Origin of the sequence: Escherichia sp. WS1118 (assembly GCF_046487695.1) — a bacterium.
GTDB classification, from domain to species: domain Bacteria; phylum Pseudomonadota; class Gammaproteobacteria; order Enterobacterales; family Enterobacteriaceae; genus Escherichia; species Escherichia coli.
On record NZ_JBJQIZ010000005.1, the window covers coordinates 58,246 to 78,138 of the forward strand.

At 50.5% G+C, this 19,893-nt stretch carries 22 protein-coding genes; 13 read left to right on the top strand and 9 right to left on the bottom strand.

Translation table 11 applies throughout. The annotated features are described in order from the left end of the window. The first annotated feature begins 9 nt into the window (after positions 1 to 9). The 4 genes from ynfG (at position 10) to clcB (ending at position 3,591) form a co-directional block, all read left to right on the top strand. The gene (ynfG, locus tag ACJHYO_RS10515) at positions 10 to 627 is read left to right on the top strand and encodes a DMSO reductase like molybdoenzyme iron-sulfur subunit YnfG (RefSeq protein ID WP_085455356.1); all 618 of its coding nucleotides are present in this window, start codon (positions 10 to 12) and stop codon (positions 625 to 627) included. Position 628: 1 nt separating this feature from the next. Then, a complete protein-coding gene (gene ynfH, locus ACJHYO_RS10520) occupies positions 629 to 1,483 on the top strand; it encodes a selenate reductase membrane anchor subunit YnfH (RefSeq protein ID WP_000526467.1) in 855 nt (284 codons plus the stop codon). A gap of 42 nt (positions 1,484 to 1,525) precedes the next feature. Continuing rightward, the gene (gene dmsD / locus ACJHYO_RS10525; protein ID WP_000148699.1) at positions 1,526 to 2,140 is read left to right on the top strand and encodes a Tat proofreading chaperone DmsD; all 615 of its coding nucleotides are present in this window, start codon (positions 1,526 to 1,528) and stop codon (positions 2,138 to 2,140) included. Positions 2,141 to 2,298: 158 nt separating this feature from the next. Next, positions 2,299 to 3,591 carry a voltage-gated ClC-type chloride channel ClcB gene (gene clcB / locus ACJHYO_RS10530; protein ID WP_014639617.1) on the top strand — a complete coding sequence of 431 codons (1,293 nt, stop codon included), beginning with the start codon at positions 2,299 to 2,301 and terminating at the stop codon, positions 3,589 to 3,591. Here clcB and bioD read toward each other — a convergent pair. From bioD to ACJHYO_RS10545, 3 genes are all read right to left on the bottom strand, one after another. Next, entirely contained in the window at positions 3,544 to 4,239 is a 696-nt protein-coding gene (gene bioD, locus ACJHYO_RS10535) for a dethiobiotin synthase (RefSeq protein WP_000919226.1), read from the bottom strand. The two genes, clcB and bioD, sit on opposite strands and share 48 nt — an antisense overlap. A gap of 124 nt (positions 4,240 to 4,363) precedes the next feature. Further along, positions 4,364 to 5,584 (bottom strand): sugar metabolism global transcriptional regulator Mlc, encoded by a 1,221-nt coding sequence (gene mlc, locus ACJHYO_RS10540; protein WP_000225284.1) that lies wholly within the window; start codon positions 5,582 to 5,584, stop codon positions 4,364 to 4,366. Between the two features lie 134 nt (positions 5,585 to 5,718). Beyond that, on the bottom strand, positions 5,719 to 6,612 hold the full coding sequence (locus ACJHYO_RS10545) for a LysR family transcriptional regulator (protein WP_001019561.1): 894 nt from the start codon (positions 6,610 to 6,612) through the stop codon (positions 5,719 to 5,721). Between the two features lie 106 nt (positions 6,613 to 6,718). Here ACJHYO_RS10545 and ACJHYO_RS10550 point away from each other — a divergent pair, with 106 nt between their 5' ends. Then, the gene (locus ACJHYO_RS10550) at positions 6,719 to 7,972 is read left to right on the top strand and encodes an MFS transporter (RefSeq protein WP_000091839.1); all 1,254 of its coding nucleotides are present in this window, start codon (positions 6,719 to 6,721) and stop codon (positions 7,970 to 7,972) included. 49 nt (positions 7,973 to 8,021) lie between these two features. Here ACJHYO_RS10550 and ACJHYO_RS10555 read toward each other — a convergent pair whose 3' ends face one another. Next, positions 8,022 to 8,141, bottom strand: a complete 120-nt coding sequence (locus ACJHYO_RS10555; RefSeq protein WP_001299090.1) for a KPN_01571 family protein — start codon at positions 8,139 to 8,141, stop codon at positions 8,022 to 8,024. A gap of 255 nt (positions 8,142 to 8,396) precedes the next feature. Here ACJHYO_RS10555 and asr point away from each other — a divergent pair, with 255 nt between their 5' ends. From asr to ACJHYO_RS10570, 3 genes are all read left to right on the top strand, one after another. Beyond that, the gene (gene asr, locus ACJHYO_RS10560) at positions 8,397 to 8,705 is read left to right on the top strand and encodes an acid resistance repetitive basic protein Asr (protein WP_001362115.1); all 309 of its coding nucleotides are present in this window, start codon (positions 8,397 to 8,399) and stop codon (positions 8,703 to 8,705) included. A 92-nt stretch (positions 8,706 to 8,797) separates the two neighbouring features. Continuing rightward, positions 8,798 to 8,881: a hypothetical protein gene (locus tag ACJHYO_RS10565; protein ID WP_000233090.1), complete on the top strand. Its 84-nt coding sequence runs from the start codon at positions 8,798 to 8,800 to the stop codon at positions 8,879 to 8,881. A gap of 99 nt (positions 8,882 to 8,980) precedes the next feature. Then, positions 8,981 to 9,802 carry a trypsin-like serine peptidase gene (locus ACJHYO_RS10570; RefSeq protein ID WP_001260849.1) on the top strand — a complete coding sequence of 274 codons (822 nt, stop codon included), beginning with the start codon at positions 8,981 to 8,983 and terminating at the stop codon, positions 9,800 to 9,802. A 38-nt stretch (positions 9,803 to 9,840) separates the two neighbouring features. On the opposite strand, the gene mdtI is transcribed toward ACJHYO_RS10570, so the two are convergent. Together mdtI and mdtJ are read right to left on the bottom strand one after the other, a co-directional pair. Then, the gene (gene mdtI / locus ACJHYO_RS10575) at positions 9,841 to 10,170 is read right to left on the bottom strand and encodes a multidrug/spermidine efflux SMR transporter subunit MdtI (protein ID WP_000046660.1); all 330 of its coding nucleotides are present in this window, start codon (positions 10,168 to 10,170) and stop codon (positions 9,841 to 9,843) included. Next, the gene (gene mdtJ / locus ACJHYO_RS10580; protein WP_000276149.1) at positions 10,157 to 10,522 is read right to left on the bottom strand and encodes a multidrug/spermidine efflux SMR transporter subunit MdtJ; all 366 of its coding nucleotides are present in this window, start codon (positions 10,520 to 10,522) and stop codon (positions 10,157 to 10,159) included. The genes mdtI and mdtJ overlap by 14 nt, the downstream gene beginning before the upstream one ends. A gap of 411 nt (positions 10,523 to 10,933) precedes the next feature. Here mdtJ and tqsA point away from each other — a divergent pair, with 411 nt between their 5' ends. Continuing rightward, complete coding sequence (gene tqsA, locus ACJHYO_RS10585; protein WP_085455357.1) at positions 10,934 to 11,962, top strand: AI-2 transporter TqsA; 1,029 nt, start codon at positions 10,934 to 10,936, stop codon at positions 11,960 to 11,962. 24 nt (positions 11,963 to 11,986) lie between these two features. On the opposite strand, the gene pntB is transcribed toward tqsA, so the two are convergent. Then, complete coding sequence (pntB, locus tag ACJHYO_RS10590) at positions 11,987 to 13,375, bottom strand: Re/Si-specific NAD(P)(+) transhydrogenase subunit beta (protein ID WP_000014036.1); 1,389 nt, start codon at positions 13,373 to 13,375, stop codon at positions 11,987 to 11,989. A gap of 10 nt (positions 13,376 to 13,385) precedes the next feature. Then, positions 13,386 to 14,918, bottom strand: coding sequence for a Re/Si-specific NAD(P)(+) transhydrogenase subunit alpha (gene pntA / locus ACJHYO_RS10595; RefSeq protein WP_001295398.1), 1,533 nt, complete (start codon positions 14,916 to 14,918; stop codon positions 13,386 to 13,388). 523 nt (positions 14,919 to 15,441) lie between these two features. On the opposite strand from pntA, the gene ydgH reads away from it, so the two are divergent. The 3 genes from ydgH (at position 15,442) to folM (ending at position 18,713) form a co-directional block, all read left to right on the top strand. After that, positions 15,442 to 16,386 carry a DUF1471 family protein YdgH gene (gene ydgH / locus ACJHYO_RS10600; RefSeq protein ID WP_000769322.1) on the top strand — a complete coding sequence of 315 codons (945 nt, stop codon included), beginning with the start codon at positions 15,442 to 15,444 and terminating at the stop codon, positions 16,384 to 16,386. 185 nt (positions 16,387 to 16,571) lie between these two features. Next, positions 16,572 to 17,954 carry an amino acid permease gene (locus ACJHYO_RS10605; protein WP_085455358.1) on the top strand — a complete coding sequence of 461 codons (1,383 nt, stop codon included), beginning with the start codon at positions 16,572 to 16,574 and terminating at the stop codon, positions 17,952 to 17,954. A gap of 36 nt (positions 17,955 to 17,990) precedes the next feature. Then, complete coding sequence (folM, locus tag ACJHYO_RS10610) at positions 17,991 to 18,713, top strand: dihydromonapterin reductase (RefSeq protein WP_085455359.1); 723 nt, start codon at positions 17,991 to 17,993, stop codon at positions 18,711 to 18,713. On the opposite strand, the gene ACJHYO_RS10615 is transcribed toward folM, so the two are convergent. Next, positions 18,710 to 19,045, bottom strand: a complete 336-nt coding sequence (locus ACJHYO_RS10615; protein ID WP_000524861.1) for a GlpM family protein — start codon at positions 19,043 to 19,045, stop codon at positions 18,710 to 18,712. The two genes, folM and ACJHYO_RS10615, sit on opposite strands and share 4 nt — an antisense overlap. A 128-nt stretch (positions 19,046 to 19,173) precedes the next feature. On the opposite strand from ACJHYO_RS10615, the gene rstA reads away from it, so the two are divergent. Then, positions 19,174 to 19,893 carry a two-component system response regulator RstA gene (rstA, locus tag ACJHYO_RS10620; RefSeq protein WP_001296091.1) on the top strand — a complete coding sequence of 240 codons (720 nt, stop codon included), beginning with the start codon at positions 19,174 to 19,176 and terminating at the stop codon, positions 19,891 to 19,893.

The window sequence follows — 19,893 nt, forward strand, 5'->3', positions numbered from 1 at the left end:
GAGTAGCCCATGACCACACAATATGGATTTTTTATCGATTCCAGCCGCTGTACTGGCTGTAAAACCTGCGAACTGGCGTGCAAAGATTTTAAAGATCTTGGCCCGGAAGTCAGTTTCCGCCGTATTTATGAATATGCTGGCGGCGACTGGCAGGAAGATAATGGCGTCTGGCACCAGAACGTGTTCGCTTATTATCTCTCCATCTCCTGTAACCATTGCGATGACCCCGCATGTACAAAAGTCTGCCCCAGCGGCGCAATGCATAAGCGTGAAGATGGCTTTGTGGTGGTTGATGAAGATGTTTGTATCGGCTGCCGCTACTGCCACATGGCTTGTCCGTACGGCGCGCCACAGTACAATGCTGAAAAAGGGCACATGACGAAGTGCGATGGTTGTTATTCGCGCGTCGCCGAGGGGAAACAACCCATATGTGTCGAATCCTGCCCGCTGCGTGCACTTGAGTTCGGTCCAATTGAAGAGATGCGCCAGAAGCACGGCACTCTGGCTGCCGTCGCGCCACTGCCGCGCGCACATTTCACAAAACCCAATATCGTTATCAAACCTAACGCCAACAGCCGCCCGACCGGCGATACCACTGGTTATCTGGCTAATCCGGAGGAAGTGTAAAATGGGAAATGGATGGCATGAATGGCCACTGGTTATCTTTACCGTATTGGGTCAATGCGTAGTAGGCGCGCTGATTGTTAGCGGAATTGGCTGGTTCGCCGCCAAAAATGACGCAGACCGTCAGCACATTATTCGTGGCATGTTTTTCCTCTGGCTGTTGATGGGCATCGGGTTTATTGCCTCTGTCATGCACCTGGGATCGCCACTGCGGGCGTTTAACTCGCTGAATAGAATCGGAGCTTCTGGTCTGAGTAACGAGATTGCTGCCGGTTCCATATTTTTTGCCGTTGGCGGATTATGGTGGCTGGTGGCGGTCATCGGTAAAATGCCGCAAGCGTTGGGGAAACTCTGGTTACTTGTCAGCATGGCGCTCGGCATCATTTTCGTCTGGATGATGACCTGCGTGTATCAAATCGACACTGTGCCAACCTGGCATAACGGTTACACTACGCTGGCTTTCTTCCTGACGGTATTGTTGAGCGGTCCAATACTTGCTGCCACAATTCTACGTGCAGCCCGCGTTACATTTAATACCACACCATTTGCCATCATTAGCATTCTGGCGCTGATCGCTTGTGCCGGGTTGATTGTGCTGCAAGGTTTGTCTCTGGCGTCTATTCACTCATCCGTACAACAAGCCAGCGCACTGGTACCAGATTACGCCTCCTTACAGGTCTGGCGTGTGGTATTGTTATGCGCAGGTCTAGGATGCTGGCTTTGTCCGCTCATTCGTCGCCGTGAACCTCACGTTGCCGGACTTGTTCTGGGGTTAATCCTCATTCTTGGCGGTGAGATGATCGGGCGTGTGCTCTTTTATGGCCTGCACATGACAGTAGGAATGGCTATTGCAGGTTAACAAATTGGTGCGGGGCAACCCGCACATTTCAGGATGTTAGGAATGACCCATTTTTCACAGCAAGATAATTTTTCTGTTGCGGCGCGCGTGTTGGGCGCGCTGTTTTATTACGCTCCAGAGAGTGCAGAAGCCGCACCTCTGGTTGCGGTACTCACCCGTGACGGCTGGGAAACTCAGTGGCCTCTACCAGAAGCGTCATTAGCGCCGCTGGTGACGGCTTTTCAGACACAGAGTGAAGAGACTCACGCCCAGGCCTGGCAGCGTTTGTTTGTCGGCCCGTGGGCACTGCCGTCTCCGCCGTGGGGATCGGTCTGGCTGGATCGCGAATCTGTGCTGTTTGGCGATTCAACATTGGCACTTCGTCAGTGGATGCGCGAGAAAGGCATTCAGTTCGAAATGAAGCAAAACGAACCGGAAGATCATTTTGGTTCACTGCTGCTGATGGCTGCGTGGTTGGCGGAGAATGGTCGCCAGACAGAATGCGAAGAATTGCTGGCATGGCACCTTTTTCCGTGGTCAACACGTTTTCTTGACGTTTTTATCGAAAAAGCAGAACACCCTTTCTACCGTGCACTGGGTGAACTCGCTCGCTTAACGCTGGCGCAATGGCAATCACAACTGTTGATTCCTGTCGCGGTTAAACCGCTGTTTCGATAGGATCACCGTATTATTGCCGGATGGTGACGATTACACGCAATTCGGCAATTAATAGGTTACAGTGTCACGTTTTTTATCTCTTAAAGCACGCACTGCTTTTGCGGCTGGCCTCTTTTGCCGCAAAATAGTCGCCCGTGTTTCATTGCCCATTTCTGCTCATGCATCATCTACACATCTATCCGGATCTGCGCACTATGTTCCGCCGTCTGCTTATCGCAACAATCGTCGGTATTCTTGCGGCCTTTGCCGTTGCCGGGTTTCGTCATGCGATGCTGCTACTGGAGTGGCTGTTCCTCAATAATGACTCCGGCAGTCTGGTCAATGCAGCGACAAATCTTTCCCCGTGGCGACGGCTGCTAACCCCGGCGCTCGGCGGACTGGCGGCGGGTTTGTTGCTGATGGGCTGGCAGAAATTTACCCAGCAACGCCCTCATGCGCCGACCGATTACATGGAAGCGTTGCAAACCGATGGTCAGTTTGATTACGCAGCAAGCCTGGTTAAATCGCTTGCCTCTCTACTGGTAGTAACCAGCGGCAGTGCAATTGGTCGCGAAGGTGCGATGATTCTTTTAGCTGCCCTTGCAGCCTCGTGTTTTGCCCAACGTTTTACGCCACGCCAGGAGTGGAAATTATGGATCGCCTGTGGAGCTGCGGCGGGAATGGCTGCGGCCTATCGCGCCCCGCTTGCTGGCAGTTTATTTATAGCCGAAGTGCTGTTTGGCACTATGATGTTGGCCTCTCTCGGCCCGGTGATTATTTCCGCCGTCGTGGCGTTGCTGATTAGCAATCTTATTAATCATAGCGACGCATTACTCTACAGCGTACAACTCTCAGTGACGGTTCAGGCTCGTGACTATGCGCTGATTATCAGTACAGGTGTGCTGGCAGGTCTGTGCGGACCACTGTTGTTAACGTTAATGAACGCCTGTCATCGTGGATTTGTGAGTCTCAAGCTTGCGCCGCCCTGGCAACTGGCACTGGGCGGGTTGATCGTGGGTCTGCTTTCCCTGTTCACACCTGCAGTGTGGGGCAACGGCTATAGCACCGTACAATCCTTTTTAACCGCTCCGCCACTGTTAATGATCATTGCCGGGATCTTCCTCTGTAAACTGTGTGCCGTGCTGGCGAGTAGTGGTTCTGGCGCGCCCGGTGGTGTCTTTACACCGACGCTATTTATCGGTCTTGCCATTGGCATGTTGTATGGTCGTAGCCTGGGATTATGGTTACCTGATGGCGAAGAAATTACGCTTTTACTCGGATTGACCGGGATGGCGACACTGTTGGCGGCGACCACGCACGCGCCGATTATGTCGACGTTGATGATATGTGAAATGACCGGGGAGTATCAGCTACTCCCCGGTTTATTGATTGCCTGCGTAATTGCGTCGGTAATTTCGCGGACGTTACACCGTGACTCTATCTACCGCCAGCACACTGCGAAGCATAGCTAAGCGGATGTATTGCCCCAGTTCACGCTGTTCGGCGCGCGGCAGATAAGGCAGTTCACCAATGAGCGGTGCCGGAAGTTTTTTACCGAGCACATCAATGATTTCCGCATAATGCGCCAGTCCTGGGTTGATTCGGTTAGCCACCCAGCCAATGAGCGGCAGCCCGTCGTTGGCAATCGCCTGAGCTGTTAGCAGTGCATGGTTAATGCAACCTTCCTGAATACCGACAACCATCAACACCGGCAGTTGTTCCTGCACCACCCATTCAGAGAGCGGACGCAAATCATTCATCAGACTGCGCCAGCCGCCAGTCCCTTCTACCACGACATGATCGACTTTATCGGTCAGGTTTGCCAGGCCGTTTGAAATGAGGGTGTAATTGATTGGGCAACTGTGCGCCACGCTACTTTCTTCTTCGCTTAACGCGATAGGATTAACTGCTTCATAAGGCAGTTCGATGGTTGAAACACTCTGCAACACCAGGGCATCTTTATTACGCAGCCCTTCGGGTGTCTCTTTGCTCCCCTTCGCTACGGGTTTATATCCCGCAACCGTTTTTCCCTGGGAGGCTAACGCTTGTAGCAATGCGCGGGAAACCACCGTTTTCCCTACAGAAGTGTCTGTACCGGTAATAAAGAAACGCTTCAGCATCACTAACTCCACCGTTATGCTTCACAAATATAAACCAGGAAAATAATTAACCTTGAAAGTCTAAGTTATGCTTTCCTGGCCCAAATTGAGATAGCGCAAATTTTGGTAGAACAGTTAAAAAATGTTAACCCTGCAACAGACGAATCAACAAAGAACCGTTATACATCGCGTCTTTTACCAGCGCAGCGCCTGCCATCGTGCCCTGGTTAGAAAACTGAGTACTCTCAACGCTAATGTGCTGACTATACGCAGGAAGGGCCTGCTGACGGATGCTGTCCGAGATGACTGGGAAGAGGATATCTGCCGCTTTACTTAACGGTGAGCCAATCAGTATTTTTTGTGGGTTAAATAAATTCACCATGATGGCAAGAATGCGACCGACATGCGCGCCTACCCCGGTAATGATGTCTTTTGCCAGTAGATCGCCGCGCAATGCCGCCTGACACAATGAGTCCACGGTTAACGGTTGTCCATGTAACATCGAGCTCATGGATTGATTGAGACGCAGCTGTGCCAGCTCAAGAATACTGTCCACACTGGCGATGGTTTCGAGGCAACCGTGATTCCCGCAATAACAGCGTTTCCCATACGGGTCGACCTGTGTGTGGCCTATTTCCACGAGGCTACTGCTGCCTGCGTGTAGCAGATGACCATCGGTAATGACGCCAGCCCCCACGTTGTGATCGATAACCACCTGAATCACATCGCGCGCCCCGCGTGAGGCACCAAACAAGGCCTCAGCCATCGTCCATGCGCTGATATCATGCTGAATATAAACCGGTACGCCGGTATGCTGCTCCAGCGCCTCGCCGAGCGGCATCTCTTTTACATCCTCGTAGAACGGCATGCGATGTACAATACCATTTTCCGTATCAATAATTCCCGGCAAGGTTATGGCAATCGAAGTCAGACGCTCAAGTTTTTTCTGGTGGCGGATAAAAAACTGATCGATATGGGAAATGATACGCTCCAGCAATGGCGAGTCATCTTTTAACGCCAGTTCCTGCGACTCTTCCACTACCAGTTTGCTGCTCAGATCGCGCAAAGCAAGGAAAATCTCCCCGCGACTAATGCGCAGAGAAAGATAGTGCCAGGCTTCAGTTTCAACCACCAGCCCCACTGCCGGACGGCCACGGTTCCCCGCTTCTTTGATTTCCAGCTCTTGCACCAGGTGTGCTTCGAGCATCTCACGGACAATTTTAGTGATACTGGCAGGAGCCAGTTGCGCCAGACGGGAAAGATCGATACGCGAGACTGGACCAAGCTGATCAATCAGGCGATAAACCGCGCCCGCGTTGGTCTGCTTTATTTGATCAATGTGCCCAGGCTGATTTTCAGCAACCACCGCATACTCCCTATATTTTCGCGCTCCGAAATAATCTGTAGGCTATGGTGAAGCACTTCAATACGTGTCGTCAAATTTTTACTTAGGCATGTGATTAACAGCACATTTTTCGGGCTTTTTCGCTGAAATTTCCCTCACCTGAGAGCATTCAGCAGATGAATACGAAAGTTACGCGCAGCCGGACTTTGTTCATGATGTTTCGGCCAGACCAACCACATTTCAGAAACCGCATCCTCTTCAGCAATCGGCACCCAGCGCATTTCGTTGAGCTGAACACGTTTAAATGACGCAGGCAAAATTGAAACACCCAGACCGGCGGAAACCAGACCGATGATGGTCATTGCCTCACCCACCTCCTGAGTGATGACGGGCGTCAAATTGTAACGTCTCATCAGCCCGAGAATATCGTCATACAGCCCTGTTCCGACGTGCGGATCAAAAAAGACAAAGGGTTCTTTCGCCAGTTCAGCCAGCGTTACACTCGGGTTATTTGCCAGGGGATGATCGTGCGGGATCATCGCCATAAGCGGTTCATGGACGATGACTGCGTGTTCAAGCGTCTCCGGTAACGCTGTGTTACGCAGCAATCCCATATCCAGCGTTCCTTCAATGAGCGGAGCGATTTGCTCGCGAGTGTTCATTTCGCGGGTTTGTAAATGGACATCGGGATAATCACGGCGAAACAGCGATAACGTATCGGACACCGCCCGAATAAAAGGAGCGGACGAAGTAAAACCAATGCGCAACTCCCCCGCTTCGCCCTGATGCAGCCTTTCAGCGCGAGCGGCAGCATCATCCACCATAGACAGGATTTGCCGACTATCTACAAGAAACTGTTTTCCTGCTTCCGTCAGCAATACACTGCGATTGGTCCGTGCCAGCAGTCGGGCACCAATTTGTTGCTCCAGCGCCTGAATCTGCTGACTTAGAGGTGGTTGCGAAATATTCAGGCGGGCAGCGGCACGCCCGAAATGCAGCTCTTCTGCAACAGCGACAAAGTAACGCAGATGACGAAGTTCAATATTCATATTTAAAACATCTTATTTGAGATTATTAATATATTAGACAGAACAATTCGATTTTCCTAATCTATTCATAAGCCTGATCCACAGGCATATTTAGCAAGGATTTCAAGTGAGCCGTACTACAACTGTTGATGGCGCTCCGGCAAGCGACACTGACAAGCAAAGCATTTCTCAGCCAAATCAATTTATTAAACGCGGTACGCCGCAATTTATGCGCGTCACCCTGGCGCTTTTCTCTGCCGGACTGGCAACTTTCGCACTTCTCTATTGTGTGCAACCTATCCTTCCGGTGCTTTCACAAGAGTTTGGCTTAACGCCCGCGAACAGTAGTATTTCACTGTCCATTTCAACGGCGATGTTGGCTATCGGTTTGCTGTTTACTGGCCCGCTATCCGATGCCATTGGTCGCAAACCAGTGATGGTCACGGCGCTACTGTTGGCCTCCATTTGTACGTTACTTTCGACAATGATGACCAGCTGGCACGGCATTTTGATTATGCGCGCCTTGATTGGGCTTTCGTTAAGTGGCGTGGCAGCCGTTGGCATGACTTATCTTAGCGAGGAAATCCACCCCAGTTTCGTGGCCTTTTCAATGGGGTTGTATATCAGCGGCAACTCAATTGGCGGCATGAGCGGACGCTTAATTAGCGGTGTCTTCACGGACTTTTTTAACTGGCGAATTGCTCTGGCGGCAATCGGTTGTTTCGCGTTGGCCTCGGCGTTGATGTTCTGGAAAATCCTCCCTGAATCACGCCATTTTCGCCCGACTTCGCTGCGCCCTAAGACGTTATTCATCAACTTTCGTCTGCACTGGCGTGACCGGGGATTACCGTTATTGTTCGCAGAAGGCTTTTTGCTGATGGGGTCGTTCGTCACGCTGTTTAATTACATCGGCTATAGGTTGATGCTTTCCCCCTGGCATGTCAGTCAGGCCGTGGTTGGCTTATTATCGCTGGCTTATTTGACCGGTACATGGAGCTCACCCAAAGCCGGAACCATGACCACCCGCTATGGACGCGGTCCGGTGATGTTGTTTTCGACGGGGGTTATGCTGTTTGGTTTACTGATGACCTTATTCAGCTCGCTGTGGCTGATCTTTGCCGGAATGTTACTCTTCTCAGCCGGATTCTTCGCAGCCCACTCCGTTGCCAGCAGCTGGATCGGCCCCCGCGCAAAACGCGCTAAAGGCCAGGCCTCCTCGCTGTATCTGTTCAGTTACTATCTGGGGTCGAGTATTGCCGGGACGCTGGGTGGTGTTTTCTGGCATAACTATGGCTGGAACGGCGTCGGCGCATTTATTGCTCTGATGCTGGTCATTGCTCTGCTGGTCGGGACGCGTTTGCATCATCGTCTGCACGCCTGAAAAAATAAGTCCGGACTGAGGTAAATACCCGTCCGGACTTATTGCCTGCTCAAACCAACGTTAATAGCCATCCTAAAATAGACGAAGCGCCAGCCAATTCCCGCAGCGCATCTAGCGTCATCAGGATTATAAGTACCCAAATAAACGGATTCATTTTGCTGTGTGTCATTTATTACTGATGCGCAGTTATTCTACCGCTTTGTAAGTAGTAAAATAGTTAACACGATCAAGACTACTATTATTGGTAGCTAAATTTTCCTTAAGTCACAATACGTTATTATCAATGCTGTAATTTATTCAGCGTTTGTACATATCGTTACACGCTGAAACCAACCACTCACGGAAGTCTGCCATTCCCAGGGATATAGTTATTTCAACGGCCCCGCAGTGGGGTTAAATGAAAAAACAAATTGAGGGTATGACAATGAAAAAAGTATTAGCTCTGGTTGTTGCCGCTGCTATGGGTCTGTCTTCTGCTGCCTTTGCTGCAGAGACTGCGACCACACCTGCTCCGACTGCGACGACCACCAAAGCAGCGCCTGCGAAAACCACACATCATAAAAAACAGCATAAAGCAGCACCTGCCCAGAAAGCGCAGGCGGCTAAAAAGCATCATAAAAATGCCAAAGCTGAACAGAAAGCCCCTGAACAAAAAGCGCAGGCGGCGAAGAAACACGCCAAGAAACACAGCCATCAGCAACCGGCAAAACCTGCTGCACAACCCGCAGCGTAAGTTTTCAACAGTAATGCTGGCGCGCCCCCTCGCGCCTGAAAATTACGGTGCTAAGCGGGTAACGTTTAGCACCGCCTTTAGCGGAGGGTAGTATGGTGGGCCGTTATCGCTTTGAGTTCATTCTTATCATCCTTATTTTATGCGCACTGATTGCCGCCCGTTTTTATCTTTCCTGATCGTAGTTATCTGATTTTACTCCCACTTTCATCCCGTCCCGTCTATAGTATTTATGAGGGTTTGCTTTTAATAATCATAATTACCCACCAGAGTGTGATATGCGTACAACCATTGCTGTAGTGTTGGGTGCAATTAGTTTGACGTCTGCTTTTGTGTTTGCAGATAAACCAGACGTTGCCAAATCGGCAAACGATGAGGTCAGCACCCTGTTTTTTGGTCATGATGATCGTGTGCCAGTGAATGACACGACCCAATCACCGTGGGATGCGGTTGGCCAACTGGAAACGGCCAGCGGCAATTTATGTACGGCGACACTGATTGCACCCAATCTGGCATTAACGGCAGGACACTGTTTATTGACGCCGCCAAAGGGTAAAGCCGATAAAGCGGTAGCGCTGCGTTTCGTGTCAAATAAAGGTCTTTGGCGCTATGAGATCCACGACATAGAAGGCCGCGTTGATCCGACACTGGGAAAGCGGTTAAAAGCAGATGGGGATGGCTGGATTGTACCTCCCGCAGCTGCGCCCTGGGACTTCGGTTTGATTGTGCTACGTAATCCCCCTTCTGGCATTACACCGTTGCCGTTATTTGAGGGAGATAAAGCCGCGCTTACCGCCGCATTAAAAGCGGCTGGTCGTAAAGTGACTCAGGCGGGCTACCCTGAAGATCATCTCGATACGTTGTACAGTCATCAAAACTGTGAAGTGACTGGCTGGGCGCAAACGTCGGTGATGTCGCATCAGTGCGATACCTTGCCGGGTGACAGCGGTTCGCCTCTGATGTTGCATACCGATGACGGCTGGCAATTAATTGGGGTGCAAAGCTCGGCTCCTGCCGCGAAAGATCGCTGGCGCGCCGATAACCGGGCCATTTCTGTTACCGGTTTTCGCGACAAGCTGGATCAACTGTCGCAAAAATAATGTTCAAACGCTGCCCGACAGCGCGGGCAGCGTGTTCATCAGGCAAGTTTCACCATGATCATTCCAGCCAACAGCAGCACCAGGCCAATCCAGCCTTTACGATTTAACCGTTGACCAAACAAGATCCAACCTGCGGCTAACGTGGCGGCAATACCAAACCCGCCCCACAATGCATAAGCGACAGACAAGTCGATCCCTTTAACGGCCTGAGAAAGCGCACTAAAGGCAGCCAGCACCGCCGCCAGGGAAAGCAAGCCAAATATTTTGCAACGAAAGCCGTCAGAAAATTTCAAAAAGACGTTAGCAACGATTTCCAGCACGATTGCCAATGCCAGCCAGGCGGCGTGAACCCATTCAAACTGCGCCATGGTTCACCTCCAGTTCAGGTTTACGCGCTTTACGGGTACCTGATTTGATCAATACAATCCCGGCGACCAGGGTGGTTAACCCGGCAATTTTCATCAGCGATAAACTTTCGTCGAATAACAAAACGCTAAACAAGGTAATAAATAAAATACCGATACCTTCCCACAGCGCATAAGCCACGCCTAAGGCGATTTTTTTAACGGCGAAAGAGAGAAATATATACGACAGAGAAATCATCACCAGCATTAAAATAAAGCCGCCATTTCCCTCACTGACGCTCGCCCATTTCATGGACAGCGTACCGGTAATTTCTGTAGCAATAGCCAGACCTAATAAAATCCAATAAATATACATTGTCCTTCTCCTGCAAGAGAATTATTTTAATTTTCGCTTAATTCAGCGAAACCAAAGTAAAGTGGTCAAGCCCCGCGCTTAGCGCAAGCTTTGGCAGAAGAAAGGACTAAAGCGCGTTGCGCCAGTGCTGCTCACCTACGAGCAAGATAGTGGATGAGGTACGAAGATGGGTAAATGTAGAAAATAACGTCCTGAACAAATTGTCCATAATATTACAATTATCCGCAGTGTTGCTTCTCGTCCTCGCGGATGATAATTGTCCTCGGTAGTTGAACACGCCTGATTTGTATCATAGCTTAAGAATTAACTCAAAATATTTTCACTTCTTTACCTGAGCGGTTTGATTTTCGTTATGATGACGGAGCGAAAAAGACATTATTATTAGCAAAGGAAGAAAAAACGGGGACAAGCATGGCAAAGCCGATCATCACGCTCAATGGCCTAAAAATCGTCATTATGTTGGGAATGCTGGTCATTATTCTCTGCGGTATCCGTTTTGCCGCCGAGATCATCGTGCCGTTTATTCTCGCATTATTTATTGCTGTTATTCTTAACCCGCTGGTGCAACACATGGTCCGCTGGCGTGTGCCGCGTGTACTGGCAGTGTCAATTTTGATGACCATCATCGTGATGGTGTTGCTGTTAGCTTATCTGGGTTCCGCGCTCAATGAGTTGACGCGGACGTTACCGCAATATCGCAACTCTATTATGACGCCGCTGCAAGCGATTGAACCGTTGTTGCAACGCGTAGGGATTGATGTCTCAGTTGACCAGCTGGCGCATTACATTGATCCGAACGCGGCGATGACGTTGCTCACCAACTTATTGACGCAGTTATCTAATGCCATGTCATCAATCTTTTTATTGCTGCTGACGGTGCTGTTTATGTTGCTCGAAGTGCCACAATTGCCCGGAAAATTTCAGCAAATGATGGCGCGTCCGGTTGAAGGGATGGCGGCGATTCAGCGTGCGATTGACAGTGTGTCTCATTATCTGGTGCTGAAAACAGCCATCAGCATCATCACCGGCCAGGTCGCCTGGGCGATGCTCGCCGCACTCGATGTTCGCTTCGCTTTTGTCTGGGGATTGCTGGCCTTTGCGCTTAATTACATCCCGAATATTGGTTCAGTTCTCGCGGCAATCCCCCCTATCGCTCAGGTACTGGTGTTTAATGGCTTCTACGAAGCGTTGCTGGTGCTGGCGGGATATCTGCTGATTAATCTGGTCTTCGGCAATATTCTGGAGCCGCGCATCATGGGACGTGGGCTGGGGCTTTCCACATTGGTGGTATTTTTGTCGTTGATTTTTTGGGGATGGTTGTTAGGACCTGTGGGTATGCTGCTTTCCGTGCCGTTGACAATTATTGTCAAAATTGCGCTTGAACAAACAGCGGGAGGTCAAAGCATCGCCGTTCTGTTAAGCGATCTCAATAAAGAGTGACGGCCTCCGCAGAGGCCGTCAGGGTTACAGAGCTTTCAGGATTGCATCCACGCTGGCTTTGGCGTCACCAAACAGCATGTGGGTGTTTTCCTTGAAGAACAGCGGGTTTTGCACACCAGCATAGCCAGTGTTCATCGAACGTTTAAAGACAATCACGTTCTGCGCTTTCCACACTTCCAGCACAGGCATACCAGCAATCGGACTCTTCGGATCATCCTGCGCCGCCGGGTTAACCGTATCGTTAGCACCAATCACCAGTACGGTATCGGTATCAGCAAAGTCATCGTTGATCTCGTCCATTTCCAGCACGATGTCATACGGTACTTTTGCTTCAGCCAGCAATACGTTCATATGTCCAGGCAAACGCCCCGCAACCGGGTGGATACCGAAACGCACGTTGATACCACGAGCGCGCAGTTTCTCGGTAATTTCAGCGACAGGATATTGCGCCTGCGCAACTGCCATGCCGTACCCCGGAGTAATGATCACTGAATGGGAGTTTTTCAGCAGTTCCGCTGTCTCTTCTGCGGTGATTTCGCGGTGCTCGCCCACTTCCTGATCATCACCAGTAGAAGAGCCGTCGGTGCCGAAACCACCCGCAATAACGCTGATAAAGGAACGGTTCATCGCCTTACACATAATGTAAGAAAGGATAGCGCCCGAAGAACCGACCAGCGCACCGGTCACAATCAGCAGGTCGTTGCTGAGCATAAAGCCCGCAGCCGCAGCCGCCCAGCCGGAGTACGAGTTCAGCATCGACACCACCACAGGCATATCTGCACCACCGATGGAGGCGACTAAATGCCAGCCGAATACCAGCGCAATGGCGGTCATTATCAGCAATGCCAGCACTTGCAGGCCGACGCTGTCCGTGCGAACAAATACAATCAGCAGCAGGAAGGAAACGACCAGAGCCGCCAGGTTCATTTTGTGACGGTTTGGCAGCATCAACGGTTTAGACGAAATCTTGCCACACAGTTTGCCGAACGCCACCACCGAACCCGTGAACGTTACCGCCCCGATGAAGATACCGAGGAACACTTCCGTCAGGTGAATATTGACCAGAATCGGTGCCATTCCCGCGTCATGATGCAGATAGCTGTTAAAGCCAACCAGCACTGCCGCCAGACCCACGAAGCTGTGCAGGATCGCCACCAGTTCTGGCATTTCGGTCATTTCAACTTTCTTCGCCAGCCGGATACCAATTGCCCCACCAATGACCATCGCCAGCAAGATCCAGCCAACATTACCCGTATCCGGTCCAAAAATGGTTGCGATTAACGCAATCGCCATCCCGGCGATACCGAAGTTGTTACCCTGGCGAGACGTTTCATGTTTCGAAAGACCGGCCAGACTGAAGATAAACAGGATCGCGGCAACAATGTATGCAGCTGTAACTAATCCTCCAGACATATGTTACCCCTTAATTTTTGCGGAACATTTTTAGCATGCGCTGAGTCACGGTGAAGCCACCGAAAATATTAATGCTGGCTATAAGCACCGCGATAAAACTAAGGAAGCTAACCCAGCCGCCCTGGCCAATCTGCAACAGTGCTCCGACAACAATAATCCCTGAAATCGCGTTGGTGACCGACATCAACGGTGTATGCAGCGCGTGCGATACATTCCACACCACGTAATAACCGACAACACAGGCCAGCGCAAAAACGGTGAAGTGCCCAAGAAACTCTTTCGGCGCAACGCTTGCCAACCAGCCGAAAAGAATGATTGCCAGCGCCATCAACGCGTATTTACGCCACGGTGAGCAGGCACATTTTTCCTCAGTTTTCACTTCCGGTGCCGCTTTTTGTGCCGCCTGCGGCTGAGCTGATACCTGAATCGGCGGTGCCGGCCAGGTAATTTCGCCCGCACGGATCACGGTCACGCCACGAATCACCACATCATCAAAATCCACAGTGATGTTGCCGTCTTTCTCTTTGCACAACAGTTTCAGCAGATTAACGAGGTTAGTGCCGTAAAGCTGTGAGGATTGCGTCGGCAGACGGCCCGGAAGATCGGTGTAACCAATTACTTTGACACCATTTTCCGTAGTGAAGATTTCACCCGGCACGGTGTATTCACAGTTGCCGCCGTTTTGGGCTGCCAGGTCGACAATCACACTGCCCGCCTTCATGGAGTCAACCATTTCACGGGTAATTAGCTTCGGCGCTGGTTTGCCTGGAATAAGCGCGGTGGTGACAATGATATCGACCTCTTTTGCCTGGGCGGCAAAGAGTTCCATTTCCGCTTTGATGAACGCGTCCGACATCACTTTGGCATAGCCATCGCCGCTGCCCGCTTCCTCTTTAAAATCCAGCTCGAGGAATTCTGCGCCCATACTTTGAACTTGTTCTTTCACTTCCGGGCGGGTGTCGAATGCACGCACAATCGCGCCGAGACTGTTTGCTGCGCCAATGGCGGCCAGACCCGCAACACCCGCACCAATCACCATCACTTTTGCCGGTGGCACTTTCCCGGCCGCAGTAATTTGCCCGGTAAAGAAGCGCCCAAATTCATGTGCCGCTTCAACAATGGCGCGATAACCGGCGATATTCGCCATCGAGCTTAGTGCGTCCAGCGATTGTGCGCGTGAGATACGCGGCACAGAGTCCATCGCCATCACGGTCACGTTACGTTCCGCAAGTTTTTGCATTAATTCCGGATTCTGCGCAGGCCAGATAAAACTCACCAGCGTTGTCCCAGGATTCAGTAACGCAATTTCATCATCTAACGGCGCATTGACCTTCAGAATGATCTCTGACTGCCAGACGCTATTCCCTTCTACAATTTCAGCGCCCGCTTGCACAAACGCTTTATCGTCAAAACTTGCCAGTTGACCCGCGCCGCTCTCTACCGCGACGGTAAAACCCAGTTTCAGCAGCTGTTCCACTGTTTTTGGCGTTGCTGCAACACGGGTTTCATTGGTTAACCGTTCTCTTGGTATGCCAATTCGCATGATATTCCCTTCCATCGGTTTTATTGATGATGGTTTGCCTGTGTCAGGAGCCACACAAGCCGCTCATGTACGAGCTAAATGTTACTCCGTTAAAATAAATTAGTAACAAACGCCCTATAACGTACTGAAAATTATGCCTGTGATCTAGCGCCAAAAATCAGTATTTCGGCGTGAACTCGCAAAATATTAACGATTCAGCCGTGATAGTGGGATAAACACCTTAGAACGCCGGATAAAGACTGATAATTGTCTTCGACGGCCGGGTAAAACGAGACATCGCCCCGGCACAAATCACTACTTAACATTAAATTAACTTATACAATTCAGTTGCTTCAGTAGTATTGATGGTGATACGGCTGTTTTTTAAGCATAGACGGTCATTTGAGCAGAATTAAAATTGGTTTAAGGAATGTGATATGAAAAATGACGCAGACAGTTACACCGTTTAAATGCAATAATCAGCCACGTTTCTCGTTAATAACAATACCAGTACCTGGTTTGCGCAAGGCGAAGGATTATTTTTATGAAGCTTAAGAACACCCTCCTGGCGTCGGCACTGCTTTCTGCTACGGCATTCTCCGTTAACGCAGCAACAGAACTGACACCGGAGCAAGCGGCAGCGGTTAAACCTTTTGACCGTGTAGTGGTTACCGGTCGTTTTAATGCTATTGGCGAAGCGGTGAAAGCCGTTTCTCGTCGCGCAGATAAAGAAGGTGCCGCCTCTTTTTATGTTGTCGACACTTCTGATTTTGGTAACAGCGGTAACTGGCGTGTGGTCGCTGACCTCTATAAAGCCGATGCTGAAAAAGCAGAAGAAACAAGTAATCGCGTAATTAACGGTGTTGTCGAACTGCCGAAAGATCAGGCTGTTCTGATTGAACCGTTTGACACGGTCACCGTCCAGGGCTTCTATCGTAGCCAGCCAGAAGTCAATGATGCCATCACCAAAGCGGCAAAAGCGAAAGGTGCCTACTCTTTCTACATTGTTCGTCAAATCGATGCCAACCAGGGCGGTAACCAGCGTATTACTGCATTCATCTATAAAAAAGATGCTAAGAAACGTATTGTCCAGAGCCCGGATGTAATCCCGGCAGATTCCGAAGCAGGACGTGCAGCTCTGGCTGCCGGTGGCGAAGCCGCGAAGAAAGTTGAGATCCCGGGGGTTGCGACTACCGCATCACCAAGTTCTGAAGTCGGTCGCTTCTTTGAAACCCAGTCATCAAAAGGCGGGCGTTACACCGTCACGCTCCCGGACGGCACTAAAGTCGAAGAACTGAACAAAGCGACAGCAGCGATGATGGTCCCGTTCGACAGCATCAAATTCTCTGGCAACTACGGCAACATGACCGAAGTCTCCTATCAGGTTGCGAAACGTGCCGCGAAGAAAGGTGCTAAGTATTACCACATCACCCGCCAGTGGCAGGAACGTGGTAATAACCTGACCGTCAGCGCAGATCTGTATAAATAACTATTCAGTTACTCCTATAAGGCGGCTTGATGCCGCCTTTCGCATTTTTAGTCATAAATTTCCCTGCGACCATTGCATGCAGACACATCTCTTCGTAAAATCCCGCGCTTCAGTGGCAAACTCCATTTTTATGCGTTTTGCCCTAATATTTATTCTTCTTGTCACGTTTTAATCACTGGATATCGATGGAAAAGAAACTGGGACTGAGCGCACTCACCGCGCTGGTATTAAGCTCAATGCTGGGCGCGGGTGTTTTCAGTCTGCCGCAAAATATGGCGGCAGTTGCCAGCCCGGCAGCACTGCTCATCGGCTGGGGTATTACTGGCGCTGGCATTTTATTGCTGGCCTTTGCCATGCTGATCCTCACGCGCATTCGCCCCGAACTTGACGGCGGTATCTTTACCTATGCCCGCGAAGGGTTTGGCGAGCTAATCGGCTTTTGTTCCGCATGGGGATACTGGCTGTGCGCGGTCATCGCCAACGTCTCCTATCTGGTGATCGTTTTTTCCGCGTTAAGCTTTTTTACGGACACGCCGGAATTGCGCCTGTTTGGCGATGGTAATACCTGGCAATCGATCGTCGGTGCATCGGCTTTATTGTGGATTGTTCACTTTTTGATCCTGCGCGGGGTGCAAACCGCTGCCAGCATTAACCTTGTGGCGACACTGGCAAAATTGTTGCCGTTGGGTCTGTTTGTTGTGCTGGCGATAATGATGTTCAAACTGGATACCTTCAAGCTCGACTTCACCGGACTTGCACTTGGCGTACCCGTGTGGGAACAGGTGAAAAACACCATGCTGATCACCCTGTGGGTTTTCATTGGTGTGGAAGGTGCCGTGGTTGTTTCTGCGCGTGCGCGTAATAAGCGTGATGTTGGCAAAGCGACACTGCTGGCGGTTCTCTCCGCTCTGGGCGTTTATTTGCTGGTAACGCTGCTTTCGCTGGGCGTGGTGGCACGTCCTGAACTGGCTGAAATTCGTAACCCGTCAATGGCCGGTCTGATGGTGGAAATGATGGGACCGTGGGGCGAAATCATCATCGCTGTCGGTTTGATCGTTTCCGTTTGCGGCGCGTACTTAAGCTGGACCATCATGGCAGCAGAAGTTCCGTTCCTTGCAGCCACTCATAAAGCATTCCCGCGCATTTTTGCGCGCCAGAACGCACAAGCTGCGCCATCCGCTTCACTGTGGCTGACCAACATCTGCGTGCAAATTTGTCTGGTGCTCATCTGGCTGACCGGTTCCGATTACAACACATTGCTGACCATCGCCTCAGAAATGATTCTGGTGCCCTATTTCCTGGTCGGCGCGTTCTTGCTGAAAATCGCAACCCGTCCACTGCATAAGGCGGTAGGTGTCGGTGCCTGCATTTATGGCTTATGGTTACTGTACGCCTCTGGTCCAATGCACTTGCTGTTATCCGTTGTTCTGTATGCGCCGGGGCTGCTGGTTTTCCTGTACGCGCGTAAAACGCATACACATGATAATGTACTGAACCGTCAGGAAATGGTGCTGATTGGCATGCTGTTAATTGCCTCAGTTCCGGCGACCTGGATGCTGGTGGGATAACGTTCATCCCATCGTTGGATAGCAAAGGAGATCACGATGGGTAAAACCCAGCCCTTGCCAATAATAATTACTGGCGGAGGTCGCCGCATCGGCCTCGCCCTCGCATGGCATTTCATTAATCAAAAGCAACCGGTGATTGTCAGCTATCGGACGCACTATCCCGCCATTGATGGACTGATTAAAGCAGGTGCGCAGTGTATTCAGGCTGATTTTTCGACCAACGACGGTGTGATGGCGTTTGCCGATGAAGTACTAAAAAGCACCCATGGTCTGCGTGCTATTTTGCATAACGCCAGCGCGTGGATGGCGGAAAAACCGGGTGCGCCACTGACCGACGTACTGGCTTGCATGATGCAGATCCACGTTAATACCCCATACCTGCTCAACCATGCTCTGGAAAGATTACTGCGTGGGCACGGACACGCCGCCAGCGATATCATTCACTTTACCGATTATGTGGTGGAGCGCGGTAGCGACAAACATATTGCCTATGCTGCAAGCAAAGCGGCACTGGATAATATGACCCGCTCGTTTGCCCGCAAGCTGGCACCGGAAGTGAAAGTGAATTCTATCGCGCCATCGCTGATCCTGTTTAATGAACATGATGATGCCGAATATCGACAACAGGCGCTGAATAAATCACTGATGAAAACCGCGCCTGGCGAGAAAGAAGTGATCGACCTGGTCGATTACTTACTTACCAGCTGCTTTGTCACCGGACGCAGTCTCCCACTTGATGGCGGTCGTCATCTGCGTTAATGCAGCTTAATCCAGCATATAATCAACACCCATGCGCTTATTCCCCAGCACGCAACAGAGCCAACAAAAGCAGCGGGCAAGCGCATCATTCCGGTGAAATACCATAGGGACGCCAGGTAAACAAAATAGGGAATAATCGACCACATACTAAAAATGATGGTTGCGCGTAAGGCTTCAATGCCGCGTTCGCTGGCAACAATATAATGCGCGATAAGCGCAAAGGTCGGGAAAAGTGGAATCAGCCCGGCGATATAATAATTTTTCGTTTTTGCTAAAACACCAATCAACAGCACTACCAGCGCACCGAGCGCGGCTTTGATTACCAGCCCCATCTTTTTACCTTAACACTTCCATAACAAGTCATCAGTAGAATACCTGATGAAACCTTGTTTAGAAACGATTGATAGTAAGTAAAAACAGTGCGGTGTATTGTGACGTTTTTATATCTACCGTGAATGTTATGAACACTATCGTATTTGTGGAAGATGATGCGGAAGTCGGTGCACTGATTGCCGCATACCTGGCAAAACATGATATGCAGGTTACCGTAGAGCCGCGCGGCGACCGGGCCGAAGAAACTATTCTGCGAGAAAATCCGGATTTGGTGTTACTCGACATCATGCTACCAGGCAAGGACGGCATGACCATTTGTCGTGATTTACGCGCAAAGTGGTCCGGACCGATTGTTCTTCTAACCTCTCTCGATAGCGATATGAACCACATCCTGGCACTGGAAATGGGCGCCTGCGACTATATTCTCAAAACGACGCCCCCTGCTGTTTTGCTAGCGCGTTTACGCTTGCATTTGCGTCAGAATGAGCAAGCCACAGTGACCAAAGGTATTCAGGAAACGTCTCTGACTCCCTACAAAGCCCTGCATTTCGGCACGTTGACCATCGATCCCATCAACCGCGTAGTCTCCCTGGCTAACACTGAAATCTCGCTCTCGACAGCTGATTTCGAATTATTGTGGGAATTAGCTACCCATGCCGGGCAAATCATGGACCGCGATGCATTGCTGAAAAATTTACGCGGCGTCAGTTATGACGGACTGGATCGTAGCGTGGACGTGGCTATTTCGCGGTTAAGAAAAAAACTGCTCGATAACGCCGCAGAACCTTATCGTATTAAAACCGTGCGTAACAAAGGCTATCTTTTTGCGCCTCATGCGTGGGAATAA